At 71.0% G+C, this 22479-nt stretch carries 21 protein-coding genes; 6 read left to right on the top strand and 15 right to left on the bottom strand.

The features are described 5' to 3' along the window. Positions 1–51: 51 nt before the first annotated feature. Positions 52–429 (bottom strand): HGxxPAAW family protein, encoded by a 378-nt coding sequence (locus OG444_RS04275; protein WP_327260818.1) that lies wholly within the window; start codon positions 427–429, stop codon positions 52–54. Positions 430–542: 113 nt separating this feature from the next. Here OG444_RS04275 and OG444_RS04280 point away from each other — a divergent pair, with 113 nt between their 5' ends. Both OG444_RS04280 and OG444_RS04285 read left to right on the top strand, forming a co-directional pair. Then, on the top strand, positions 543–1049 hold the full coding sequence (locus tag OG444_RS04280; RefSeq protein ID WP_327260819.1) for a MarR family winged helix-turn-helix transcriptional regulator: 507 nt from the start codon (positions 543–545) through the stop codon (positions 1047–1049). 86 nt (positions 1050–1135) lie between these two features. Further along, on the top strand, positions 1136–2614 hold the full coding sequence (locus tag OG444_RS04285; RefSeq protein ID WP_405787551.1) for a DEAD/DEAH box helicase: 1479 nt from the start codon (positions 1136–1138) through the stop codon (positions 2612–2614). A 307-nt stretch (positions 2615–2921) separates the two neighbouring features. Here OG444_RS04285 and OG444_RS04290 read toward each other — a convergent pair whose 3' ends face one another. The 7 genes from OG444_RS04290 to OG444_RS04320 form a co-directional block, all read right to left on the bottom strand. Beyond that, positions 2922–3395 carry an AAA family ATPase gene (locus OG444_RS04290; RefSeq protein ID WP_327260820.1) on the bottom strand — a complete coding sequence of 158 codons (474 nt, stop codon included), beginning with the start codon at positions 3393–3395 and terminating at the stop codon, positions 2922–2924. Between the two features lie 111 nt (positions 3396–3506). Further along, the gene (locus tag OG444_RS04295; RefSeq protein ID WP_327260821.1) at positions 3507–4421 is read right to left on the bottom strand and encodes a hypothetical protein; all 915 of its coding nucleotides are present in this window, start codon (positions 4419–4421) and stop codon (positions 3507–3509) included. 9 nt (positions 4422–4430) lie between these two features. Further along, complete coding sequence (locus OG444_RS04300; protein ID WP_327260822.1) at positions 4431–4601, bottom strand: hypothetical protein; 171 nt, start codon at positions 4599–4601, stop codon at positions 4431–4433. A 44-nt stretch (positions 4602–4645) separates the two neighbouring features. Then, on the bottom strand, positions 4646–5281 hold the full coding sequence (locus OG444_RS04305) for a dihydrofolate reductase family protein (protein ID WP_327260823.1): 636 nt from the start codon (positions 5279–5281) through the stop codon (positions 4646–4648). A 944-nt stretch (positions 5282–6225) separates the two neighbouring features. Then, complete coding sequence (locus OG444_RS04310; RefSeq protein WP_327260824.1) at positions 6226–6567, bottom strand: hypothetical protein; 342 nt, start codon at positions 6565–6567, stop codon at positions 6226–6228. 687 nt (positions 6568–7254) lie between these two features. Then, positions 7255–8094 carry a glycosyltransferase family 2 protein gene (locus tag OG444_RS04315; RefSeq protein WP_327266657.1) on the bottom strand — a complete coding sequence of 280 codons (840 nt, stop codon included), beginning with the start codon at positions 8092–8094 and terminating at the stop codon, positions 7255–7257. Positions 8095–8439: 345 nt separating this feature from the next. Beyond that, on the bottom strand, positions 8440–8805 hold the full coding sequence (locus OG444_RS04320) for a hypothetical protein (protein ID WP_327260825.1): 366 nt from the start codon (positions 8803–8805) through the stop codon (positions 8440–8442). 725 nt (positions 8806–9530) lie between these two features. Here OG444_RS04320 and OG444_RS04325 point away from each other — a divergent pair. The 3 genes from OG444_RS04325 to OG444_RS04335 all read left to right on the top strand — a co-directional run bounded on the left by OG444_RS04325 (position 9531) and on the right by OG444_RS04335 (position 13132). Continuing rightward, positions 9531–11135, top strand: coding sequence for a phospholipase (locus OG444_RS04325; protein ID WP_327260826.1), 1605 nt, complete (start codon positions 9531–9533; stop codon positions 11133–11135). Between the two features lie 216 nt (positions 11136–11351). Then, entirely contained in the window at positions 11352–12464 is a 1113-nt protein-coding gene (locus OG444_RS04330) for an LLM class flavin-dependent oxidoreductase (protein ID WP_327260827.1), read from the top strand. Then, positions 12461–13132, top strand: coding sequence for a CE1759 family FMN reductase (locus OG444_RS04335; protein ID WP_327260828.1), 672 nt, complete (start codon positions 12461–12463; stop codon positions 13130–13132). The genes OG444_RS04330 and OG444_RS04335 overlap by 4 nt, the downstream gene beginning before the upstream one ends. A 7-nt stretch (positions 13133–13139) precedes the next feature. Here the strand turns inward: OG444_RS04335 and OG444_RS04340 are convergent, their stop codons facing one another. Beyond that, positions 13140–13577, bottom strand: a complete 438-nt coding sequence (locus OG444_RS04340) for a hypothetical protein (RefSeq protein ID WP_327260829.1) — start codon at positions 13575–13577, stop codon at positions 13140–13142. A 361-nt stretch (positions 13578–13938) separates the two neighbouring features. Between OG444_RS04340 and OG444_RS04345 the strand changes: the two genes are divergently transcribed. Beyond that, entirely contained in the window at positions 13939–14343 is a 405-nt protein-coding gene (locus tag OG444_RS04345) for a hypothetical protein (protein WP_327260830.1), read from the top strand. A 472-nt stretch (positions 14344–14815) separates the two neighbouring features. Here OG444_RS04345 and OG444_RS04350 read toward each other — a convergent pair whose 3' ends face one another. From OG444_RS04350 to OG444_RS04375, 6 genes are all read right to left on the bottom strand, one after another. After that, positions 14816–15661: a MerR family transcriptional regulator gene (locus tag OG444_RS04350; RefSeq protein ID WP_327260831.1), complete on the bottom strand. Its 846-nt coding sequence runs from the start codon at positions 15659–15661 to the stop codon at positions 14816–14818. 336 nt (positions 15662–15997) lie between these two features. Continuing rightward, positions 15998–18109, bottom strand: a complete 2112-nt coding sequence (locus tag OG444_RS04355) for an MMPL family transporter (protein WP_327260832.1) — start codon at positions 18107–18109, stop codon at positions 15998–16000. A gap of 258 nt (positions 18110–18367) precedes the next feature. After that, the gene (locus tag OG444_RS04360) at positions 18368–19030 is read right to left on the bottom strand and encodes a hypothetical protein (protein ID WP_327260833.1); all 663 of its coding nucleotides are present in this window, start codon (positions 19028–19030) and stop codon (positions 18368–18370) included. A gap of 413 nt (positions 19031–19443) precedes the next feature. Beyond that, positions 19444–19710, bottom strand: a complete 267-nt coding sequence (locus tag OG444_RS04365; protein ID WP_327260834.1) for a hypothetical protein — start codon at positions 19708–19710, stop codon at positions 19444–19446. 152 nt (positions 19711–19862) lie between these two features. Beyond that, positions 19863–21251, bottom strand: coding sequence for a hypothetical protein (locus OG444_RS04370; protein ID WP_327260835.1), 1389 nt, complete (start codon positions 21249–21251; stop codon positions 19863–19865). 584 nt (positions 21252–21835) lie between these two features. Further along, positions 21836–22411 carry a hypothetical protein gene (locus OG444_RS04375; protein ID WP_327260836.1) on the bottom strand — a complete coding sequence of 192 codons (576 nt, stop codon included), beginning with the start codon at positions 22409–22411 and terminating at the stop codon, positions 21836–21838. Positions 22412–22479 lie beyond the last annotated feature (68 nt).

Consider the following 22479-nt stretch of genomic DNA (forward strand, 5'->3'; position numbering starts at 1 on the left):
AAAAGAGGGAGCGATCCCTTCCGGAGGCCTCCGGAAGACGCCTCACACGCCTCACGCGCCGCCGTCCGCCGCGGGTAGCGGCTCGGCGGGCCGGGGTGCCACCTGCCCGGGCGCCGCGGCGAGGGTCCGCCGTGTTCCGCCGACGCGGCAGCCCAGGCAGTCGGCGTGCCCGGTACGGGCGGCGCTGTCCCGGGTGCGCCAGTCCCAGTCGGCCTCCGGCCGGGGCCCGCTCGGCTTCCCCCACCCGGCGAGATGCAGCACCCAGGTGACGGCTCCGGCCACGGCGACGACGGCGAGGCCGATCCAGATCCCCGGGGCCCAGGCCGCGCACACCGACACGCCCGCTCCGGCGAAGCCCAGCAGGGCCAGGGTGGTTCCGGTCCAGCCGGCCACCGTGTGGCCGAGGTCTACGTGGCCGTGCGCGCTCATGGTTCTCGGTTCTCCCTGGTAGGACGGGCAGCAGTAGGCTCGGAGGCTGGACACTTATTTCGCAAGGTAAGCATCTCAGTTGCTAAGTAACTTAGATCCTAAGGAGTATTTGGGTGCAGGGCAAGACCCGTCCCCCGGCCACGGCCGGTGAGGCCATTTCGCGCATGGACGAGTACGTCGCGCTGGGCATCGTCGGCCAGCAGGAGGTGGCACAGCTGCTCGGGCTCAACGTCACCGATCTGACCTGCCTGGGCCACATCCTGGGCGCCGGGGAGACCCCGCTCGCCGCGGGTGAACTCGCCGGGCTGCTGGACCTCACCACCGGCGCCGTCACCGGGGTGCTCAACCGCCTCGAACGCGCCGGATACGCGCGCCGCGTACCCGACCCGGCCGACCGGCGCCGGGTACGGGTGGTCGCCGACCCCGCGGCCGCCGCGCGGGTCATCGCCGTGTACCAGCCGATGTACGACCGCCTGGCCACCGTCTTCGCCGACTACACCCCCGACGAGATCGCCGTGATCGCCGACTGGTTCGGCCGCGCGGCGGTCGAGATCCGCGCGCACTGCGCGCAGGTACGGTCCGGGGAACTGACCGCCGGGGGGACTGCGCCCGGGGCTTAGGCCAAGATCCGGAAGAGACGGGCCGGCCACCGCTGTTACCATGGGCGGTTGACCATCTTCTTTCTTTCTGCTTCGAAAGGTTCTGCATGAGGAACCCGTCAGCTCATGGGCGCTTCGGTGTGAAGGGCGGTGCCAAGGGCGGTACGCGGACCCCCGCCAAGGCCCCCCGGACCCTCGGCCCGCAGGGTGAGTTCACGATGCACGCGCCGAAGGAGCCGGCGCTCGCGCCGGTGAAGTCCTTCGCGGAGCTCGACCTGCCCCTTGAGCTGGTGGAGACCATGGCCTCGCTGGCCGTGACGGAACCCTTCCCCATCCAGGCCGCGACGCTGCCCAACGCGCTCGCCGGCCGGGACGTCCTCGGCCGCGGCCGGACCGGCTCCGGCAAGACCCTCGCCTTCGGCCTGGCGCTGCTGGCCCGAACCGCGGGACAGCAGGCGGACCCGAAGCGCCCGCTCGCGCTGGTCCTCGTACCGACGCGCGAGCTGGCGCAGCAGGTGACCGAGGCGCTGGAGCCGTACGCGGCCGCGCTGAAGCTGCGGATGGCCACCGTCGTGGGCGGGCTGTCCATCGGCCGCCAGGTGAGCTCGCTGCGCACCGGCGCCGAGGTCGTGGTGGCCACCCCCGGGCGGCTCAGCGACCTGGTGGGGCGGCGGGACGTGCACCTGGAGCGCGTGCGGATCACCGTGCTCGACGAGGCCGACCAGATGTGCGACATGGGCTTCATGCCGCAGGTCACCGAGATCCTCGACCAGGTGCACCACGCGGGGCAGCGGATGCTGTTCTCGGCGACCCTGGACCGCAATGTGGACCAGCTGGTCCGGAAGTACCTGAAGGACCCGGTCTCGCACTCGGTCGACCCGCAGGCGGGCGCGGTGACCACGATGGACCACCACGTGCTGCACATCCACGCGGCCGACAAGATCTCGGCGGCGACCGAGATCGCGGCCCGCGACAACCGGGTGCTGATGTTCCTCGACACCAAGCACGGGGTCGACCAGTTCGTGAAGCATCTGCGGGCCATGGGCGTACGGGCGGAGGGTCTGCACAGCGGGAAGTCGCAGCCGCAGCGCACCCGGACCCTGGCACAGTTCAAGAGCGGCGCGGTCACCGTCCTGGTCGCCACGAACGTCGCGGCGCGCGGCATCCACATCGACGACCTCGACCTCGTGGTCAACGTGGACCCGCCCGCCGACCACAAGGACTACCTGCACCGGGGCGGCCGCACCGCCCGGGCCGGCGAGTCCGGCAAGGTCGTCACCCTCGTCACCCCGAACCAGCGCCGGGACATGGTCCGCCTGCTCTCCGACGCCCGGATCCGGCCGACGATCACTCAGGTGCGCTCCGGCGAGGCCGCCCTGAGCCGCATCACCGGTGCGAAGGCGCCCTCCGGGGTCCCGCTGGCGGGCTCCGCGCCGACCGACGCCAAGGGCAAGCCCTCGGGATCGGAGCTCGCGTTCCGCGGCATGGGCACCCGCCCGGGCCGGGGCAAGGAGTCGCGCAAGACGATCGAGGCCCGCCAGCAGGCCGAGGCCCGCCGCGCGGCACGGGTGCGCCGGGGCGTCTAGGTCGTCTCTTTCGGATCTTGCTCCCCCAGCTACCGCTGGGAGGTGCCCCCAGGCCCGCGGCGCCCGGCACCGCACCTCGCCGCGTTGTCGGAGCACCGCAGTACGTCCAGTACAACGGCACTCCTCCGCCTTGCGATGCACGGCACCGGACAACGCGGGCCCGACCGACAAGATCCGAAAGAGACGACCTAGACGTTCGCGCGGCTGGTTCACCACCGACACCCGGTACGACACACTCGCCGCCGCGACGAAGCAACGGTGCGGGTCGCAGCCATCGATGAATGGCTGCGACCCAGCACGCCAGGACCTAGGGCATGGGCGGATCGAACAAGTCGAGCTCGGCCTGCGTCGGTGGCTCGAACTGGTCCCGGCAGCTCCTCAAGAGTTCGGCCGTCAGCACGACCGAGCCCGGCTCATGGTTCCGCAGAGCGATACGCCGCTCCAGCTCTTCGACCGGCACTCGGAGGTATCGCAGTTCGACGGCCGCGCCCGACGCACGGGCCGCGAGCCGTTTCTCGTCACGCTCCGTCCGCTCCCAGAAGCCGTTCTCCAAGATCACAACAGCACCTGAGGTCAACAGCGCTTGGGCGTGCTGCCAGAGACACCGCTCCACGCGCTCCCGAGCCTCGCTGTCGAAGAGATCGAGGCCCAGCAGGGCAAGCCACTCGTCCGGGCACAGACGCACGGCGGACAGCTCTCGCACCAGCCTCTTGGCCACCGTGGTCTTACCGGCACCCGGCAGACCGCACAGGAGCACCAGCCTCGGCCTTCGATCGGTCATGACCACCTCCTCTCACCAAGCCTGCAAGGATCATCGCTCAAGCCACGGCAGGGCGGAATCGACAATCGCCGGCCGCCACTGACAGCTGAAGATCCACTTTCGCTGCACGGTCTAGCGGGGCGGGGCGCCGCCGGGCTCGTCGTCCTCGTGGTCGGCGGCCCGGTAGTGGTACGCGTCCGCCCACCCGTCGTCGTCCGCCCAGTCGTCGGCCGACCAGCACTCGTACTCGTCGCCGTCCTCGGGGGTGGACACGTCGACACCGGTCCACCTGCCGTCGTCGGCGGCGCTCGTGAGGACGTACGACCGCTGCCGCTCGTCCAGTGCCGTGAGGGCCGGATGCGTCTCGGCGCGGATCCGGTCCCCCAGCGGGTCCTCGCAGGCCGTGCGGGCGCCGACAGCGCGGTTGGCACGGCCGACGAACCAGAGAGCCGTCAGGCCCGCGGCGGCCGCTGCGGCGCAGGCCCATTCCCGGAGGCCTTCCGGGCGCCCGAGCACCAGCAGCTCGGCCGCCAGGATCCAGAAGCTCACCAGCAGGACGACGCCCACGCAGCCGCAGCAGGCCGACAGCCGCCGCTCGCCCACCGGGGTCCGCGGAATGCGCCCGATCACGGGCAGCAGGGCGTCCCGCTCGCGCCGGTAGGCGATGCACCGCTCCCGGTACTCCACATCGGACCGGTCGATCCAGCCGACCGAGACCGGCTCCGGGTCGTGCCTGCGTACGGCCCCCAGCAGGGCGGCGGGCAGCGGCCGCGCGGGGGGCCGGCCGATGTCGCGCCCTGCCCCGGTCAGGTGCGCCGCGCCCTCCCCGTCGATGTCGAGGTACCCGCCGAGGAGCAGTTCGGCGGCCGCCGCCTCGGTCTCCCGGTACTTCCTCGCGGCGACGTGGTACGGATCCAGCTCCAGGGCGGCGACACGCCCGAGGATGCCGCGCCGCCGCCGGGCCCGCCAGCACCACCGCAGGCCGATGCCCGCGTACACGGCGACGGCCACGATGAACACGGATACGGCGAGGACGAGTTGGAGCACACCCCGAGGCTACGTCCGCGCGCCGGAATCATCGTACTGCCGAGGATCGATACACATCAGGGCTCCACCTGGCACATCGCCGACATCGCACCCGCCCCAAGGTTGCATCCGATAGACGAAGTCGCGGGAGGCGTCCACGTCGGCGAAGTTGAGGGAGAGGGAGGCGGTGGTGACGTTCAACGCGTCTCCTGGCAGGTACGGTCGCGGCGGGGTCTGGCGGTGAATCACACGCGAGGCTGCTGCTCCGGCTGCTCCGGCCTGATCCGGTCCAAGGCCTTCGCGTAGGTGAGGACGAGGTTGCCGCCCTCGAACACGCGGCTGTCCGTGAGCCGGAAGGTGCGCGGGGAGAAGTCGGCGCGGAAGAGCGGGATGCCGGTGCCTGCCACGACCGGGTACTGCTTGACGATCAGCTCGTCGATCTCCGGGAGCAGCCGGCCCGCCAGGTCACCGCCGCCGCAGAGCCAGATCCCGAGCCCGTCCTCCTGCTTGAGCTTGCGGACCAGGGCGACCGGGTCCTCTGCAGCGACCTCGACGGCCGGGTCCGGGCTGGTGGTGAGCGAGCGCGAGAGCACGATCTGCCGCAGGTGGGCGTACGGGCTGGTGAGACCGACGGACAGGCCCGTGGCGTACGTGCCTCGGCCCATCAGCACGGTGTCGAAGCGGGAGTTGGGCGCGTCCGCGATGCCGGCGGCGGCACGGGCCGGGGTCGGGACGGTGTCCGCGTACTCGGCGGTCATGTGCAGGACGTAGTCCTCGGTGGAGTACGCCATGAAGAAGTCGAAGCCGCCGTCAGGGGCGGCGATGAAGCCGTCGATGGTGGCTCCGACGAAGTAGGTGAGTTTGCGCAAGTGCAGATCCATTCACCCGGACGAATTTTACGACGAACGTAAATTTAACCCCGCTCACCGGAACCGTCAAGCCTATTTTTACTACGGATGCAAGATTGACTCGTGGCTGCCGAGATGGGACTCCGTGAGCCCAAGAAGCAGGAGCCCAGGCAGCTGATCTCCGACTGCGCGACCAGGCTCGGCCCGCGTGGCCAAGAAGACGGTGACCCTTGTTCTTCTGCTGGTTCTGATCCTGGCCGCTGCCGGTTTTGCACTCGGCGGCCGGCCCGCCTGACCTCTGCGTTCAGCTGTGATGGGGTGTCCACCCGACTGCCGGGTGGACACCCCGTCACCGTTTCGCGCGCCGAAACGGTGACGACGCGGCACGCGACGAAGGCCGGAGACCGTCCCGGAGAGCGCGAGGCGACAACGAGGCAGCACGCCGAGAGGCAGGCAACTCGATCGCCGGTGCCACCACCCCCGGGTTGGTTCCCGTTTCCTGTTGAGGTGGTGGAGGTCGTCCAGGCTGCGCCTTGCGACAGGCCGACCGGCGGTCAGAGGACGGTATGCCGGAAACGACCTTCTCGAGGCGCTCACCCACCCGGCGCGCTGAAGGGGCCGCAGGCGGCCCTGGGCCTGCCGTTGAAAGGGCCGTGCGGGGACCGTCCGGAGCGGCGGTTTCCCATCGGAGGGTGAGCAACGCGAACCCTCCGGCGTCGTGGGATCAGTCGCCTCCTCCGCCACCGCAGGAGGAGCCCCCACCGCAGGACGCACCGTCCCCGCAGGAGAAGCTGACGCCGTCGCTTTTCGACGATCGGGAACGCCGCCTTGGCTGTGACGACCTGCCGCCGAATGCGCCGCCGCGCCAGGCCTGGAAGAGCCCCCAGGCGAGACCGACCCCCGCAACTACCAAATACTCCAATTCCGTTACCCCCGTTCCTTGCCGTTCTCACCTGTGCTGGGGATTGCTCCCTTCCTCAGCCACCACCCTGAAAGCCCCATAGCACCAAGGCCACCGCGTACAGCACGAAGGTCGCCACGTGCGCGTATGCCAGGGCCGCGAGGGCGCCGACCCCGCCGAGGACCAGGCCGCGGGCCTTTGCGCCCGGGCGCGTCGGCGGCCACCAGGAGGCTGCCACCAGCGCCGTCGGAACGACGTACGGCAGGGCCAGCCACGCCGAGCCGTGAAGGATCGGGGACGAGCGGTATCCCCACACACCGCCCAGTGTCGCCGCCACGGTGAACAGGGCGGGGACCAGCCACCACGTCGGTGCCAGGAGCCGCGCGGTCGGAGGCCTCGGGGAAGAAGTCGCGTTCATGGGCCCATTGCAGCACCCGGGGCGCGCCGTGTGCATGGGCGCACGTACTCAGACTGCCCGTCCTGGTACCCATCACAGTGCTCTGGGGTCCTGCCCCCCGTGCCGTCCCCGAACGCCACGATGACAACGGTCGCGCAGGAGACGCCGCCCGTGATGTTCCCTCGCCCGGCCGGCCCCGACGGCCGCCGCCTCCGAGTGTCGGAGCTCAGGCTGTGGGGGCCATACTCGGCAAGGCCCTTTCCTCCCTCAAGGGCGAACCTGCACTCGTACGCATGCTGGTGACGCCGTCTTGAGCTTCGCACCACACACCGACCCCACCGCAGTTCGCCGACGACGGCGAGCAGGAAGTCGTCGCCCTGCAGGGGTCACCGCCGCAGGTCCACTGATGCGCAGGTGGAGGCCGGGGCCTTCTGCGGGGGCTCCCTTTCTCCGAATGCCGATCACTGTCGGGGGCGGGCGGGGGCTCCTCCTGCTGTTCGCGAGCCGGTGTTTGCGAGTTGAGGGCGCCTCAGCGGCCGCCGCCCCGGACCGGGGCGCATCGCCGTGCCGGCCTGGACGGGCAGACCTCCGTGGGCGATGGAGGATCGAACCGACAACAGGTGCATGAACGTCCTCGCCCGGCGGCACAGCAGCTGCTGGCGCGGGGACGCTCATGACTGTGCGACGTGCGTCATGGCCTTCGGGGTGTCAGATCACCGGCGGGCGGCCCAGTCGGGTCATCTGCCATACGGTCCGCCACCGCATGGGCTGCCTCGGCGGGCACGGCACCCGTAGGCCTTCGAAGAAGCCGGTCCACCAGGCGGTGAGGCCGGACAGCGGTGGCCGCTGCGCCAGTGTGTACGCGGCCCAGGCGGCGAGGTAGACCGGGATCAGGGCGGCGGGCAGGTGGCGTCGGGCCAGCCAGACCCGGTTCCGGGCGGTGTTGCGGTAGTACACCTTGTGCCGGGAGGCGGGGGTGCGGGGGTGTTGCAGCACCATGTCCGCCCGGTAGTCGATCTCCCAGCCGGCGTCCAGGGCCCGCCAGGCGAAGTCGGTCTCCTCGTGGGCGTAGAAGAACGGGGTGGGGAAGTCGCCGACCTGGTCGATGACGGTCATGCGGATCGCGTGGCCGCCGCCGAGGAACGTCGTCACCGGCCCGGACACCATCGGGTTCTTGCCCCCCAGGCGGGGGACGTGTCTGCGCTGGCTCGCGCCCGTCTCGTCCGCGATGCGGAACCCCGCGATACCCAGGCGCGGGTTGGCGGCGAAGGCTTCCTGGACCAGCCGGAAGGTGTCGGTGCGGGGCAGCAGGCCGTCGTCGTCGAGGACCACCACGATGTCCACGCCGCCGAGCTCGCGCAGCCGGTCCACGCCGGCGTTGCGGCCGCCGGGGATGCCCAGGTTCTCCGGCAGCTCGACGCCGACCACATCGTCCGGGAGCAGGGGGAGCTTCACGCCCTGGCCGAGGACCACGACCGCTGCCGGATCACCTTCCTGAGCGGCCACGGAGGCCAGCAGGAACCCCAGTTCGGCCGGCCGGTCACCCATGGTCAGGACCACAACACCGATCTTCGACACTCTGCTGCCTGTTCCTTTCACGCCTGCCTGCTGAGAAGTCCAGTGGCGCGCTGGTTCAGGCCGGCCGCGCCGGCAACACCACGCCTGTTGTACCGGGCCGCTGCCGCCCGGATCTCCCGGAGCGCCTGCCGGATCCATGTCACGGACACCGGACCAGCGGCCGAGGCCGGGGCCGGGGCCCGGCCGGGAATCCAGCGTGTCACAGAGAGAGGAGGCCGCACCAGGAGAGACGGGTCGACGCGGCAAGCAGTCGAACCGCGCCCCGCCAGGACCTCCCCTACCAGTGCCAAGGGTCGTCCGGCTCAACCCCGCCGCTCACGGCGCAGACATGCGGTGGGCGGTGAGCCTGCCGTCGGGGGTGAGGGTGAAGACGGTCGGCTGCATCATGCTGGTCACGCGGGCCGTCTTCCCGTAAGCCCGCAGGGAGATGTCCTCGGCCTTGCCGAAGTGGATGTCGGCCTGGGCCGCGTCACCCCAGGTGCTGACCCGTACATGCGTCGACCAGCCCTCGATCCCCCCATCGGTCCAGGGACCCCAGCTGCGCTCAGGCATCAGCCCGGCTGCGGAGCCCTCCCGGACAGCGACCACGATCCCGGCCGATACCAGCACCACGAGAGCGGCGAGGGCACCGGCAAGACGGAGCGTGCGGGCCGTGCGGGTGCGACGGGACGAGAGCGGCACCGTGGTTCTCCTGTCGAACGGCCGGTCGGACCGCCGGAAGACGGTCTTCGCCCGGGAAGAGACGGACCGCAGCGGAGGCGTTCCCTCCGCCGCACCACCTCGGCTGGCGGGTCTCCGAGCGACGCAGGGCATCCGGCCTGGCCGGCAGAGCGGCAACGTCGTTCCGCCGCCGCACGGACACTCCTCGCCGACGCGTACGCACTCCCCCACATCGCACCCGGCGTGACGGTCCACGGGATGGACATCGGCCGATGGGCGGCACAGCAGCGCCAGCACACCGTCCGGACAGGGCCGACGGACGGGCAACGCGTCAGCCCGGAGGGCAGGCGGCGCGGGCTCCTCGTTCGAACCGGCGGCCCGCATCGGCCCGTACGGCGCTCAGCGCAGCACCGGGGGCGCCGATCCGTGGGTGCGCAATGCCGACCCAGGAGTCATCACCGCCCGCTTCAGGCGGCGTTCGCCCCGGCCGGCGCTCCTGGCCCTGTGCGGCCGGCGCTCCTGGCCCTGTGCGGCCAGCGCTCCTGGCCCTGTGCGGCCAGCGCTCCTGGTCCCGTGCGGCCGGCGCTCCTGGTCCCGTGCGGCCGGCGGTCCTGCCCGGGGTGGCCGGAACTCGTCCGGGAAGGGTGAACAGGACGCTACGTGACGGTAACTTGCGAGTTGATCAAGGTCGGGGTGCGGCTGACCACCCTCCCGGCCGGAGCCACCCCCCAGCACAAGGAACCACATTGGCACGCACCGTCCGTACGACGGCCCTCGTCTCCACCGCTGCCCTCGCACTCGGCCTCTCCTTCCTCACCGGCGCCCCCGCGTCCGCCGCCGACGCGCCCACCCCGCACCTGGACTCGGTCGAGCAGACCCTGCGCCAGGTCTCGCCGGGCCTGGAGGGCTCGGTGTGGGAGCGCACCGCAGGCAACCGGCTCGGCTCCTCCGTCCCCGGGGGCGCCGACTGGCTGCTCCAGACCCCCGGCTGCTGGGGCGACGCCGCCTGCACCGACCGGCCCGGATCGCACCGCCTCCTGGAGAAGATGCGCCAGGACATCGCCGCCGCCCGGGAAACGGTGGACATATCCACGCTCGCGCCCTTCCCCAACGGCGGCTACCAGGACGCGATCGTCGCGGGCCTGAAGGAATCCGCCCAGAAGGGCAACCGGCTGAAGGTCCGCGTCATGGTGGGCGCCGCGCCCATTTACCACTCCACGGTGATCCCGTCGTCCTACCGCGACGAGCTGCTCGCCAAGCTGGGGCCGGCCGCCGCGGGGAACATCACCCTCAACGTGGCCTCGATGACCACCTCCAAGACCGCGTTCTCCTGGAACCACTCCAAGCTGGTCGTCGTGGACGGCACTTCGGTGATCACCGGCGGCATCAACAGCTGGAAGGACGACTACCTGGAGACCTCGCACCCGGTGAGCGACGTCGACCTCGCGCTGGCCGGCCCCGCCGCGGGCTCCGCCGGCCGCTACCTGGACACGCTGTGGGACTGGACCTGCCGCAACAGGAGCAACTGGGCCTCGGTCTGGTTCGCCGCCTCGCCCGGCGCGGACTGCATGTCCTCCCTGCCCCGGCCGGCCGCCCCGGCGGGCGGCGGGGACGTGCCCGCGCTCGCCGTCGGCGGCCTGGGCGTGGGCATCCGCCAGAGCGACCCCGCCTCCTCCTTCCGCCCGGTCCTGCCCACCGCCGGCGACACCAAGTGCGGCATCGGGGTGGCGGACCGGACCAACGCCGACCGGGACTACGACACCGTCAACCCGGAGGAGAGCGCCCTGCGCGCCCTGGTCTCCAGCGCGACCTCGCACATCGAGATCTCCCAGCAGGACATCCACGCCACCTGCCCGCCGCTGCCCCGCTACGACGTCCGCCTCTACGACGCCCTCGCCGCGAAGCTCGTCTCCGGCGTCAAGGTCCGCATCGTCGTGAGCGACCCGGCCAACCGCGGCACGATCGGCAGCGGCGGCTACTCGCAGATCAAGTCGCTCTCCGAGGTGAGCGACGCCCTGCGCGGCCGGGTGACGGCCCTGACCGGTGACGGCGGCCGGGCGCGCACCGCCCTGTGCGAGAACCTCCAGCTGGCCACGTTCCGCGCCTCCGACCGTCCCACCTGGGCCGACGGCAAGCCCTACGCCCAGCACCACAAGCTGGTCTCGGTCGACGGATCGGCCTTCTACATCGGCTCCAAGAACCTGTACCCGTCCTGGCTCCAGGACTTCGGGTACGTCGTCGAGAGCCCGGCCGCGGCCGGGCAGCTGAAGAGCGACCTGCTGGACCCGCTGTGGCGCTACTCCCGGGCCACCGCGACGTACGACTACACCCGCGGCCTCTGCCAGGGCTGACCCCCGCCGGCCCGCGCACCCCTGCCCGGGCGCCCCTGCCCGGCCACTCCTGCCCCGGGCGCACCTTGCGCCGGTACCCCCGCCCCTGTCCCGCCCGGCCGTCCGCCGGGCGGGACAGGGGCGGTCCGCTTGCCCGCGCCCGGCCGGGAATACCACGGGCGCGTCTCCCGTTAAGTATGGTTGAACAGTCAACAATCTTGGGAGGGCAGGAGAGCCATGCAGTTCGGGATCTTCACCGTCGGTGACGTCACGGCCGACCCGACGACCGGACGCGTGCCCGGCGAGCACGAACGCATCAAGGCGATGCTCGCCATCGCGCAGAAGGCCGAGGAGGTCGGCCTCGACGTCTTCGCCACCGGCGAGCACCACAACCCGCCGTTCGTCCCCTCCTCACCCACCACGATGCTCGGCTACATCGCCGCGCGCACCGAGCACCTCATCCTGTCCACCTCGACGACGCTGATCACCACCAACGACCCGGTGAAGATCGCCGAGGACTTCGCCATGCTCCAGCACGTCGCCGACGGCCGCGTCGACGTGATGATGGGCCGCGGCAACACCGGACCGGTCTACCCCTGGTTCGGCAAGGACATCCGCGACGGCATCGACCTCGCCATCGAGAACTACGCCCTGCTGCGCCGCCTGTGGGACGAGGACACCGTCACCTGGAAGGGCAAGTTCCGCACCCCGCTGCAGTCCTTCACCTCCACCCCGCGCCCGCTCGACGGCGTCGCGCCCTTCGTCTGGCACGGCTCCATCCGCTCCCCGGAGATCGCCGAACAGGCCGCCTACTACGGGGACGGCTTCTTCCACAACAACATCTTCTGGCCGGCCTCCCACACCGAGCAGATGGTCAACCTCTACCGGCAGCGCTACGCCCACTACGGGCACGGCACCCCCGAACAGGCCATCGTCGGACTCGGCGGCCAGGTGTTCATGCGCAAGAACTCCCAGGACGCCGTCCGCGAGTTCCGCCCCTACTTCGACAACGCACCCGTCTACGGCCACGGCCCGTCCCTGGAGGAGTTCACCTCGCAGACCCCGCTGACCGTCGGCTCGCCCCAGCAGGTCATCGAACGCACCCTGTCCTTCCGCGACTACGCCGGCGACTACCAGCGCCAGCTGTTCCTCATGGACCACGCGGGCCTGCCCCTGAAGACCGTCCTGGAACAGCTCGACCTGCTCGGCGAGGAGGTCGTGCCCGTCCTGCGCAAGGAGTTCGCGAACCTGCGCCCGGCCGGCGTACCGGACGCCCCGACCCACCCGGCCCGCGTGGCAGCGGCCCGGCAGAGCACAGGGCAGAACACACAGCAGGAGATGCAGGCATGAAACTCGTCGTCGTATCGGCAGGACTGAGCTCGCCCTCCTCCACCCGCCTGCTCGCCGACCGGCTCACGGCCGCGACACTCGGCCACCTGGACGCCCGCCCCGAGACCGTCGAACTGCGGGAACTGGCGACGGAGATCGCCCAGCACCTCGTCACCGGGTTCCCGCCCGCCCGACTGGCCGCCGCACTCGACGCGGTGGCGGCCGCGGACGGCCTGATCGCCGTGACACCGGTCTTCGCGGCCTCCTACAGCGGCCTGTTCAAGTCGTTCTTCGACCTCATGGACAAGGACGCCCTCACCGGCACACCGGTCCTCGTCGGCGCGACCGGCGGCACGGCCCGGCACAGCCTGGTCACCGAACACGCGATGCGCCCGCTCTTCACCCACCTGCGCGCACCGGTCGTGCCCACCGCCGTGTACGCGGCCTCCGAGGACTGGGGCGGACAGGGCCTGGCGCAGCGGATCACCCGTGCGGGCACGGAACTGGCCCGCTCCATGCGCCCCATGCGCCCGATGAGCCCCGCCGCCCAGGACACCGCCCCCGACGTCGACACCGCCGCCGCCATCGCACCCCGTTCCCCGACCGGGGCGGTCACCTCGACGGATCCCGCGAACGGCCTCAGGACGGTGCCGTTCGAACAACGGCTGGCCGCACTGCAGTCCGGGTGACCGCCGGTCACCACGAGGGGGGACGGCGAACGAGGCGCCCGTCGAGTACGACCTCCAGCCAGGTGTAGCAGTCACCGATCCACAGCCCGACCCGGGCCCCGCACCCCGCGCAGGCCAGGTTCGGCCCGTCGGCCCCGGCCGGCCCGCAGCAGCCGATCCAGCGGCCCGGCACCTTCACCGTCCCCACCAGGTCGGCGGGGCACAACACCGGGTCCACCCCGGGCCCGTGCCCCGCCCGGAACCGCTTGAAGCCCTTGGGCAGCGGGCCCCAGGTGATCCGGCCCGGCTCCGGATCGCGGGCGAAGGTCCCCGCCGCCATCCTGGGCGGGCAGGGATCCACGGGAGAGTCGAGCGGGGTCCACGCCTCACCCTCCGCCGGTGGGGCCACCTCGCGCACCGGAGCGGAAAGCCGGGCGCCGCACACGGCGCAGTGAAACCCAGTCATACAGGCATGATCCCCGAACACCTCCTGCACGCCCGGCCCGGGCCGCCGGGCAACATGTCGCGGTCGGCGAAATCGGCGCTTCGGCGCGACTTCCTCCCCACGGAAGTGCCGTGCCGGGCAGGCCGGGCCCGGCCTGAGCTGGAGACCCCGCACCCGTGCCCACGCCGGGCTCCGCAACGTCGACCGTGGATACCGCCCCCGGCCGAGCGTGGGAACGGCCACTCGTCGCGGTCCACTCGGCGCCGTACGTCCGGCGACAGCGGCACTCTGCGCCGCCTTGCTCCTGCGCAAAAGAGGTCCGGTGCGTCACCCCGAAGTCGACAAGACGAGGTCAAGGACCATTGCGGTGAGATTCACCCGTATGAACGTCACCCCCATGAACTCATCGGCCCAGGAGTACGACAGGAAGTTCCGGGTGCGGGGCCTGCGCGAACAGGGCTGGGGCCGCGGCCTGATGGCCGTGGCCGTACTGATCTGGCTGTGGCTGGGGTACTTGCTCGCATTCCCCTTCAGCGTCGACGGCCACCGCGGTGCCATCGAGTGCAAGTCACGCGCCTTCCACGAGACCGGATACCTCCGCGAGTCCTACCTCGTGGACGAGGGCGACACCTGCGACGGCGCGCGTGACTGGGGCCCGATCACCGCCGGCCTGCTGCTCTCCCTCCCCTTCGCCATCGGAGGTGCCGGCCTGTTCGTGTCGGGTACCTCGACGGTCCGCACCGCCGCGTACGCCGCGGACATCGCCCGCCTGAACATCGACGAGTAGTCCTCAGCCCCGTCCGGCCGGGCCGCGTTGCCTGCCGAGGAGTCCAGGGCTCCGGTCACCGCCTTCTACCGGCTCAGGGCGATGGTGAGCTCGACCTCCCCGAGAAGCAGACGATGCCCAGGACGGACAGCCTCGGGTTGAGGCGCAGGGGCCTTGGCCCAGTCCTGCTCGAACGCCGGCACCCACCGCTCGGCACGCTGGAATCGCTGGAATCGCTGCCAAGGCATCGGAGTTGGTGATGCCGAGCTGGGGGACGGCGCACGTCTCGTCGATGTTGACCTGGGTACAGGCATCGCCCGGGCGGGGACGGTGAGGAGGGTGGCCCCGCATGCCGCGAGGGCGGTGAACGCGAGAGCGGCGGTACGGCGGGAACGCACAGACAGGGGAGAACTACGTTGTTCCGGCCCGGCGCAGAAGGCCGGGCTCCCGGCCGGTAGGACCCAGGACGCCTCACCCACGGCCACCCCAGCGATCAGCTGCCTGCGGAAACGTCCCCGTAAAGGAGCCGTGCCGTGATTTCCATGCACCGCGTCCGGGCCGCGGAGAAGCCGTAGGGCATCTTGGTCACCGCTTCGAAGGCACTCATCCGGGAGTCGTCCTCGCCGCCACTCGCCTCGGCGTCGTAGTTCTCGAAGAGCTTTTCCTCCGCGACGTCCAGTCCGGCCGTTTCGATGGCCTGGAGCAGGGCCTTGTGGTGGGCGCAGTGCTGCGCGGCGAGTTCCTCGACCCGTGGGTCGTGGGGGTCGACGGTGTCATCGAGGGCGGCGTCGGCCGCGTCGAGGCGGTCTGCCTCGGCGCGTAGGCCGGGATGGGTCGCCAGGGTGATGAACACACTGGCCTGAACTGCGGCTCCCAGCGGCCCGAAGATCCGTTCTGTGACCAGGAGTGCGTCCAGGTCGGAGGGGCGCACTGCACCGGAAGGCAGGTGACCGAGCCGGTCCGTGACCAGCGGGGAGAGCAGGCCCAGCGGGCTGCCCACGGCCCGCAGGCGCCGGACTGCCGCGCGCTGACGCCTGATGTCGGCCTCCTGGGCGGCCAGGGTCTCCTCCAGCCGGCCCAGGACGTCCTCGACGTCCCGGGCATCGTCGAAGGCGGCCCGCATGTCGTCCAGGCTGATGCCGGCCTCGGACATCTTGCGGATCCACAGCAGGCGGATCATGTCGTCGTAGCCGTAGCGGCGGCGTCCGTCTCCGCCTCGCTCGGGCTCCGGCAGCAGACCGATCTGGTGGTAGTGACGAATGGCGCGCGGGGTGGTCCCGGCGAAGGCGGCGGCATCGCCGATCTTGACCTCGCGGGGAGGCGTGGCGGAGGGGTACATCGCAGACAGAGCCTTTCGTGCCGTGGTGCCCTCGACGACACCACATGCCGCTACGGCATGTGCAACTACACACCACCCACCCGGACCTTGCCGGGCTGGTGACGGGCCCGGCCGTCGGCGGTCCCCGCCACCCCGTGGCTTCGTTCGCTTCCCCTACGGGGCGGGGATGAACTCCACGTCCGTGCCGCCGCAGCCCGCGGCGACGTCCCACAGCCGGTCCTGCTCCGCCTCGTCCACCCGCGAGACCCCAACGGAGCTTGGCCGGCGTCCACCCGGAAGCCCCGTACGCCGCAGGCCCCGGCCGGATTCCCGGTCGGGGCCTTCAGGTGCGGGTCGTCAGACGACCGTGAGGGCGGGTTCGCGGTCGGGGTTGCCCGCCGGCGGCTCGGGGGCGTCGTGCTGCCGGAACAGGTTGCTCGGCCACCACATCCACCGGCCCACGTCCAGGGTCAGCGAGGTGACCAGCACCGAGCGGACGATCATGGTGTCCAGCAGTACGCCGAACGCCACCGCGAACCCGAGCTCGGCCGCAAACACCAGCGGCAGCGAGGCCATCGCCGCGAAGGTGCCGGCCAGCACCAGACCAGCCGAGGTGATCACACCCCCGGTGGTGGACAGACCCAGCAGCGCGCCGCGCCGGGTGCCGTGCAGCACCGCCACTTCGCGCACCCGGGTGACCAGGAAGATGTTGTAGTCGATGCCCAGCGCGACCAGGAACACGAACGTCAGGAGCGGGAAGGAGGCTTCCGCCCCGGCGAAGCCGAACACGTGGTTGAACACCAGGCTGCTCACGCCGAGGGCCGCTGCGAACGACAGCACCACCGTCGCCATGAGCAGCAGCGGCGCGACGATCGCCCGCAGCAGCAGCGCGAGGACGAGGAGCACCACCACCAGCACGATGGGGATGATCACCTTGGAGTCGCGGGCGGCCGCTTCCTGTGTGTCGAGCATGATCGCCGTGCTGCCGCCGACCTGGGCGTCCGCACCCTCGACCGCGTGGACCGCGGTCCTGGCCTTCTCGACGGTACGGATCGAAGCCTTGCTGCTGGGGTCGTCCTTCAGCTCCCCGAGCATGATGGCCTCTCCGTCCTTGACCACCGGCTCCCCGACACCGACAACTCCGGGTACGCCGGACAGCGCGGTCCTCACCTGCTCCGCCGAGGCGGCCCTGGCCACGACGACGACGGGGTCGCCCGATCCGGCCGGGAAGTGCTCGGACTGAATCTTCTCGCCGACGGTCATCTGCGGTGTGCCGGTGAACTGGTCCTTGTTGGACAGCCCGTCGGCCTTGAGCCCGAGCATCCCGATCGCCATCACGCCAAGGACGAGCGTGGTGCCGATCCACACGATCCGCGGCCGGCGGGAGACTGCGGTGCCGACCCGGGTCCAGATGCCGTCCCCGGCCGCATCGGCCGATCCGTACGACGGCTTCACCGGCCAGAAGATCCAGCGGCCGCAGATGACCAGCAGGGCCGGCATCAGGGTGACCATGGCGAGCAGTCCGACGAGGATGCCGACGGCGCAGGCCGGCCCGAGCCCCTGGGTGGAGCTGAGGGTGGCCAGCATCAGCAGCATCAGGCTGACCGCGACGGTCGCGGCGCTGGCTATGATCGCGGGACTGGAGCGGTAGAGGGCCTCCGCCATCGCTTCGTGCCGGTCCTCGTGCCGCAGCAGCTCTTCCCGGTACCGGGAAATGAGCAGGAGCGCGTAGTCGGTGGCAGCGCCGAACACCAGCACGGTCAGGATGAAACTGGTCTGCTTGTTGACGACGAGTCCGGCGTTCTTCGCCAGCAAGTAGATCACCGCCTCCGACGTGACCAGGGCGACGCCCACGGTCAGCAGGGGCAGCAGGGGCAGCAACGGGCTGCGGTAGGTGAGCAGCAGCATCACCACGACCACCAGTGCGGTGATCGTCGTCAGGGCGCCCCCTCCGCTGAACGCCTTGATCGAGTCGGAGGCGTGACCGCCCGGTCCGGTGACGTGGAATCCGAGACCGCCCGCGTTCTCCTTGCCGACCTCGGTGATCGCGTCGACGGTCCTGCCGATCCCCTCCCAGCCCGTCTTGTCCTTGTGGATCTGGACCACGGTCTGGATGGCCTTGCCGTCCTCGGACTTCACCGGCCCCTGCGGCCGCCCGACGACGTTCTCCATGCCCTTGAAGGCTTCGGAGTCGGCCTGGGCCTCGGCCATGTCGGCGGGGGTGACGCCCCCGGGCCGGTCGTAGATCACGATCGCGGGCACGGTATCGGCACGCTGGAAGTTCTCGGCCCGCTCGACGACCTTGGTCGACTCCGCGTTGCCGGGCAGCCAAGCCGAATTGTCGTTCTCCTCGACGTCGCCGAGCTGGCCGGCCAGCATCAGGACCGGGATCAACAGGGCCGCCCAGAGCGCGAGGACGACCCACTTCCCTACTCTTCCACCGGGCAACGAAGCCAGTCTTCGCATCATGTTGATTCCTCAGCGTCGCGGGTGCATTGCGCACTAAGAGCGATGCAGGTCCCGGGATTGTGAGGTCCGCCAGCCGGAATGTGACCCACGCCTCATACCGTCGTCCCCGGGCGGTGACCACGGAAGCGCGAAGAGCCCCGCTGCACGCAGCGGGGCCCGGCGGTGCTCTCGGCTCCGGGAAGAGAGAAATGGCACGGCCCTCCCGAATGGTCTCGGGAGGGCCGTGCCCGTGCCATGCGCGGCCGGTCGCCGCCGTTCTCACCAAGGGCTCCGCACCCTGACGCCGAGGGCCCGGACGCGGTCCTGGGCCTGCGGATCGAGCTTGCGCAGCAGGTCCTCGCCGACGACTCCGTCGCGCTGCCAGATGGTGCAGAGGGTCTCCAGACCCGCTTCGGCGACCTCCGGCTCCGCGTCGGCCGAGGTCTGCACCAGGGCTTCGACGACCGGCCTGCCCTGCAGCCCCGCGACCGCCCTCGCCATCCGGGCCCGCTGCTCCGCGGGAACGGCCGGGTCGGCGAGCGAGCGCAGCACGTCCGCCGTGTCGCGGGCGTCCTGGCAGGGCAGCACCCACACCAGGTACACGAGCTGCGCGCCGAGCACGATCAGGTACTGCAGTGGCGCGAGCAGGGCCACGGGCAGCAGCAGGACCAGGGGCAGCACGATCAGCCAGCCGCCCCGGATCCGCGAGGGACCGCCGGTCGGCGGCTCGAACCGTCGACCGGCCAGCAGGACGAGTACGAACGTGGTCACGACGGTCAGGAGCGGCACCACGATCAGCCCCGCTCCCAGTCCCGCGCCCAGCGACGCCCAGAAGGGATCGTCGCCCAGAACGGGCAGCACCAGGGCCGCGGCCACCCAGCCGAGAGCGGCGGTCATGACGTACCGCTGCAGGCAGACCCACAGCCATCTTCCCGTGCTCATGGCAGCTTCCTCATCTCCGCAGCTCGTCGCGCAGGTGCCATTAACTCACCTCCGGTCGTCACGATCCTCGGTGGGGGTGACGTTCAGCCAGTTACCGGCCGATCCGACCCACATGACCGGCTGCACGCGCTGCCGGTCGCGTACGACGAGATGGTGCGCTTGCCCGGCATGGTGCGGGACGGCGCCACGTTGAGAACGACCTCGCCGGAAGCCTGTCCCACCGGAGGACCATCCGGCAGGCGGCGTTCGGGTCGCCGGTCGGGGCGCCGGTCGGACCGCGGTTGTCGCCCAGCGGCACGGGGTGCTTCGGGAGACTCGCTTCGGGAGACTCTGCCTCAACTTCTGTGGTGCGGCGCGGCCGCCCGGAACGGCCCAGCCTGCCAGCGGGCTCTCGTTGCCTTCGGCGAGGACAGTCACGGCACGGTGGCCATCCCCTCGGACATCGCCGACCCTTCAAGGAGGGACATGGTGGTGCCGTCCTCAGGATCGGCCGCGAAGGTCTCGACAAGCCGGGAGCGCGGGGCCTCGGGGCCGTGCCGGCAGGCCGCGGCGGCGGCGGTTGCGGTGGCGGCGACGACGGCGCTGAGCAGGCCCAGCCAGCCGGTCGTATGGGCCGCGCCGCCGTTGCGGGTTTCGACGAGGCCCGTCGGTAACCGCGACGAGGGGCTGCCCGCCTCCACCGGGTGGCTGACAGCGGGCGGGGACGGTCATGCGGATGGCGTGGCCGCCGCCGAGGAACGTCGTTACGGTGATGCGCGGTTCTCGGACGTGCCCGGGCAGCCAGCGGCTCGGCTGCCCGGGTATCCGCTGGCTGCATTGCCTCCTGGGACTGTCAGCCGGTGCAGCCGGGTACCGAGCCGAGCGGGCTGCAGTTGTTCGGCTGATTGTCGCGGACGATGTCGCCGTTCAGGGTGAGGACGCCGGACGCCTTGAAGATGCCGCCGCCGTCACCCGCCCGGTTGTGGGTGATGGTGTTGCCCTCCAGGGTGGTGGTGCCCAGGCCCGTGGTTCCCCCGCCGTGGTAGAGGCCTCCGCCCTGAGCGGTACCGCCCTTCGCGGTCGCCGTGTTACGGAGGACCTTGTTGCGCCTGGCTGTCAGGGTGCCGCCGTCGGGGTTGTCGAGCCCGCCGCCCTGAGCTGTGCCGTTCGGTGCTTCGGCGGTGTTTCCGGTGATGTGGCTGTCGTTCACATCGAGCGTGCCGAAGGGGCCCACGCGGACGCCGCCACCGCGCGCGGTTCCCCCGTCGGCCACCGCCCGGTTGTGGCCGATCTGCACCTTGCTCACGGTCATGAGGCCGTTGTTCGCGATGCCGGCGCCCTGGGCGACACCGTGCGGCGCGTCCGATGTGTTGTGGCTGATGGCGCCACCAGTCACGGTCAGCCTGCCGGGCGCCGGGATACCGTTGGAAACGGCGGCACGCGCGAATCCGCCCGGGGCGAAGGAACGGTTCTTGCTGATCACCGTGTCCTCGACGGTCGTCTCGGCGAAGCTGATGATGCCGGCCGCGAAGGCGGTGCTCTGGGTGTCCTTGGTGACGGTCGCGGTGTTTCCGGTCAGCCGGGAGCGGGTGACCGTCAACGGGCCGTCGTTCGCGATGGCGCCACCGGCGGCGCCACCACCGGTGGCGCTCCCGGTGTAGATGACGTGGTTTCCGGAAACCTCGGTCTCGCTCACGCTTCCGGTGCCGGGGCTGTCGATGGCGCCGCCCTGGGCGAACACGTCGGAGCTGGATGTATTGCCGATGAATTTGCTGCGGGTCACCTTCATCGTTCCGGTGTTGGAGATGCCGCCGCCACAGGCCAGGCCCGGGGGGTCGGGGAAGGCAGGGCAGTCCGTGGCGAAGCCGCCGCGGATCGTCGTGTGGGTGAGCGTGAGGTTTCCCGTCGGACCGACGAAGAGGATCCGGAACTTCGCCACGTTGTTTCCGTGCTCGTCCCGCCTGATGGTGGCTCCGCGCCCGTCGATGGTGATCTCACTGGTGATCACCGGCAGCCCGTTGCCGGGGCTCACGGGGTCCGGCGATGTCAGCCTGTACGTGCACTTGCGCGCGAGCTGGAGCGTGTCCGGTCCCGGTGAGCCGTTCGCCGCATTGATCGCCGCGACGAGCTCCGGGACCGAGCAGCCGACCTTCACCGTGGCGGCATGAGCGGCCGGTGCGGGGAGCGCGACCAGCGCGCCTGCCACGAGGCCGAGGACGGCAGGGACATGCCGACGGGGCATCAGGAACTCCTTTTTCTGCTGGGATCGGCCGGCCGTCCGGGGACCGCGGTCGGCCGAGCCCAGCCGACCATGCACCACCGCAGTCGGCTTCCCGACGTGATCCGTACGGGCGGGCGGACAGCCCGGATGGAGCATGAAGACGCGCGAACGGGCCAAGTTGCGGCGAAACGGGGGCGCCCTGGGACGGCGCGGTTCGCCGTGACTCGACTCGCCGGAACGTGGCTCGCCGCACCTCGGCTGCAGCGGAGGACTGGGACCCGTGCAGGCCCTGCCCTCTGATGTCGCCAGCCGTTGACCGTCCGATGGCGGCCGGCAGCGTGGATCGGGCCGGTACTTCCCGCCTTCGGGGTGCCGCTCCTCCGTCACCGGCCCTACGCCTCGCCGTGCCCGTGGCACCAGGAAACGGAGGATCACGCCGCCCTCAGTCGTGCCGCCTACGCCGAGGCTTCGGCACGGGGCACTGCCGTCTTTGAGGCCCGGCTGCCGGGTCGGCGGTCTCCACCACGGCACGCGACCACCGAGCTGCGTGGTCACGTCACTCGATCATGAAGTCGCCGTGGCGGTGTGGGCTTGTCCGTGGGGGGTCAGCCGATGCGGACGGTGATCTCGGGGAGGGGGATGTCGGAAAGGTTCAGCTGGAGGCCCGTCACGGTCAGGTAGGTCTGCGAGTCGGTCAAGGCGGAGGTGGTGGACGGCGCCTGGGACTGCCCGCGTGTGCTCACCAGCAGGTACCAGCCACCGCGTTTGTAGCTGCGGGAGGCGTCGGGGCGGTCGCCGTTCGGGTTCAGCGTCCAGCCCTGGCGCTCCAGGTCGGAGCAGATCGTGTTCATCTCCGACTGTGCGGCGGTCTTCTCGCGGACGGCCGTCCAGCCCGTCCTGTTCGAGTTGGCGCCGGCCGCGCCGATCGGGCGGCCCTGCGCCGGGTCGAGGCCCGCCGCGCTGACCGCGGTCCGGATCACCTCGTCCACGGCGTCCTGTGTGAGGGGCGGTGAGGTGGACTCCGGCGTGGGCTCCGCCGTGGACGGGGACGGCGTGGGCGCGCCCACGTGGATGCGCCCGTCGTCACCTATCTGGATGTGGTCCGGCAGGGCCACGGCGGCCAGACTCACGATCAAGGTCGTGGCCAGCCCGATCCACACCCTCTTCAACAGCGCGTTCAACGCGAAAACTCCCCCCGAGTGATCATTCAGAGGGAGTCTCACACATGCCGCTCGGTGCCCGGCAGCCC

The organism is Streptomyces sp. NBC_01232 (assembly GCF_035989885.1).
GTDB lineage: Bacteria > Actinomycetota > Actinomycetes > Streptomycetales > Streptomycetaceae > Streptomyces.

Excerpts from the sequence above, each read along its gene's own strand:
- OG444_RS04310 (WP_327260824.1), bottom strand. The coding sequence starts at position 6,567 with ATGAACGCGACTTCTTCCCCGAGGCCTCCGACCGCGCGGCTCCTGGCA.
- OG444_RS04345 (WP_327260830.1), top strand. The coding sequence starts at position 13,939 with ATGAACGTCACCCCCATGAACTCATCGGCCCAGGAGTACGACAGGAAG.
- OG444_RS04355 (WP_327260832.1), bottom strand. The coding sequence starts at position 18,109 with ATGATGCGAAGACTGGCTTCGTTGCCCGGTGGAAGAGTAGGGAAGTGG.
- OG444_RS04370 (WP_327260835.1), bottom strand. The coding sequence starts at position 21,251 with ATGCCCCGTCGGCATGTCCCTGCCGTCCTCGGCCTCGTGGCAGGCGCG.
- OG444_RS04330 (WP_327260827.1), top strand. The coding sequence starts at position 11,352 with ATGCAGTTCGGGATCTTCACCGTCGGTGACGTCACGGCCGACCCGACG.
- OG444_RS04360 (WP_327260833.1), bottom strand. The coding sequence starts at position 19,030 with ATGAGCACGGGAAGATGGCTGTGGGTCTGCCTGCAGCGGTACGTCATG.
- OG444_RS04275 (WP_327260818.1), bottom strand. The coding sequence starts at position 429 with ATGAGCGCGCACGGCCACGTAGACCTCGGCCACACGGTGGCCGGCTGG.
- OG444_RS04350 (WP_327260831.1), bottom strand. The coding sequence starts at position 15,661 with ATGTACCCCTCCGCCACGCCTCCCCGCGAGGTCAAGATCGGCGATGCC.
- OG444_RS04340 (WP_327260829.1), bottom strand. The coding sequence starts at position 13,577 with ATGACTGGGTTTCACTGCGCCGTGTGCGGCGCCCGGCTTTCCGCTCCG.
- OG444_RS04290 (WP_327260820.1), bottom strand. The coding sequence starts at position 3,395 with ATGACCGATCGAAGGCCGAGGCTGGTGCTCCTGTGCGGTCTGCCGGGT.
- OG444_RS04285 (WP_405787551.1), top strand. The coding sequence starts at position 1,136 with ATGAGGAACCCGTCAGCTCATGGGCGCTTCGGTGTGAAGGGCGGTGCC.
- OG444_RS04335 (WP_327260828.1), top strand. The coding sequence starts at position 12,461 with ATGAAACTCGTCGTCGTATCGGCAGGACTGAGCTCGCCCTCCTCCACC.
- OG444_RS04315 (WP_327266657.1), bottom strand. The coding sequence starts at position 8,094 with ATGGGTGACCGGCCGGCCGAACTGGGGTTCCTGCTGGCCTCCGTGGCC.
- OG444_RS04305 (WP_327260823.1), bottom strand. The coding sequence starts at position 5,281 with ATGGATCTGCACTTGCGCAAACTCACCTACTTCGTCGGAGCCACCATC.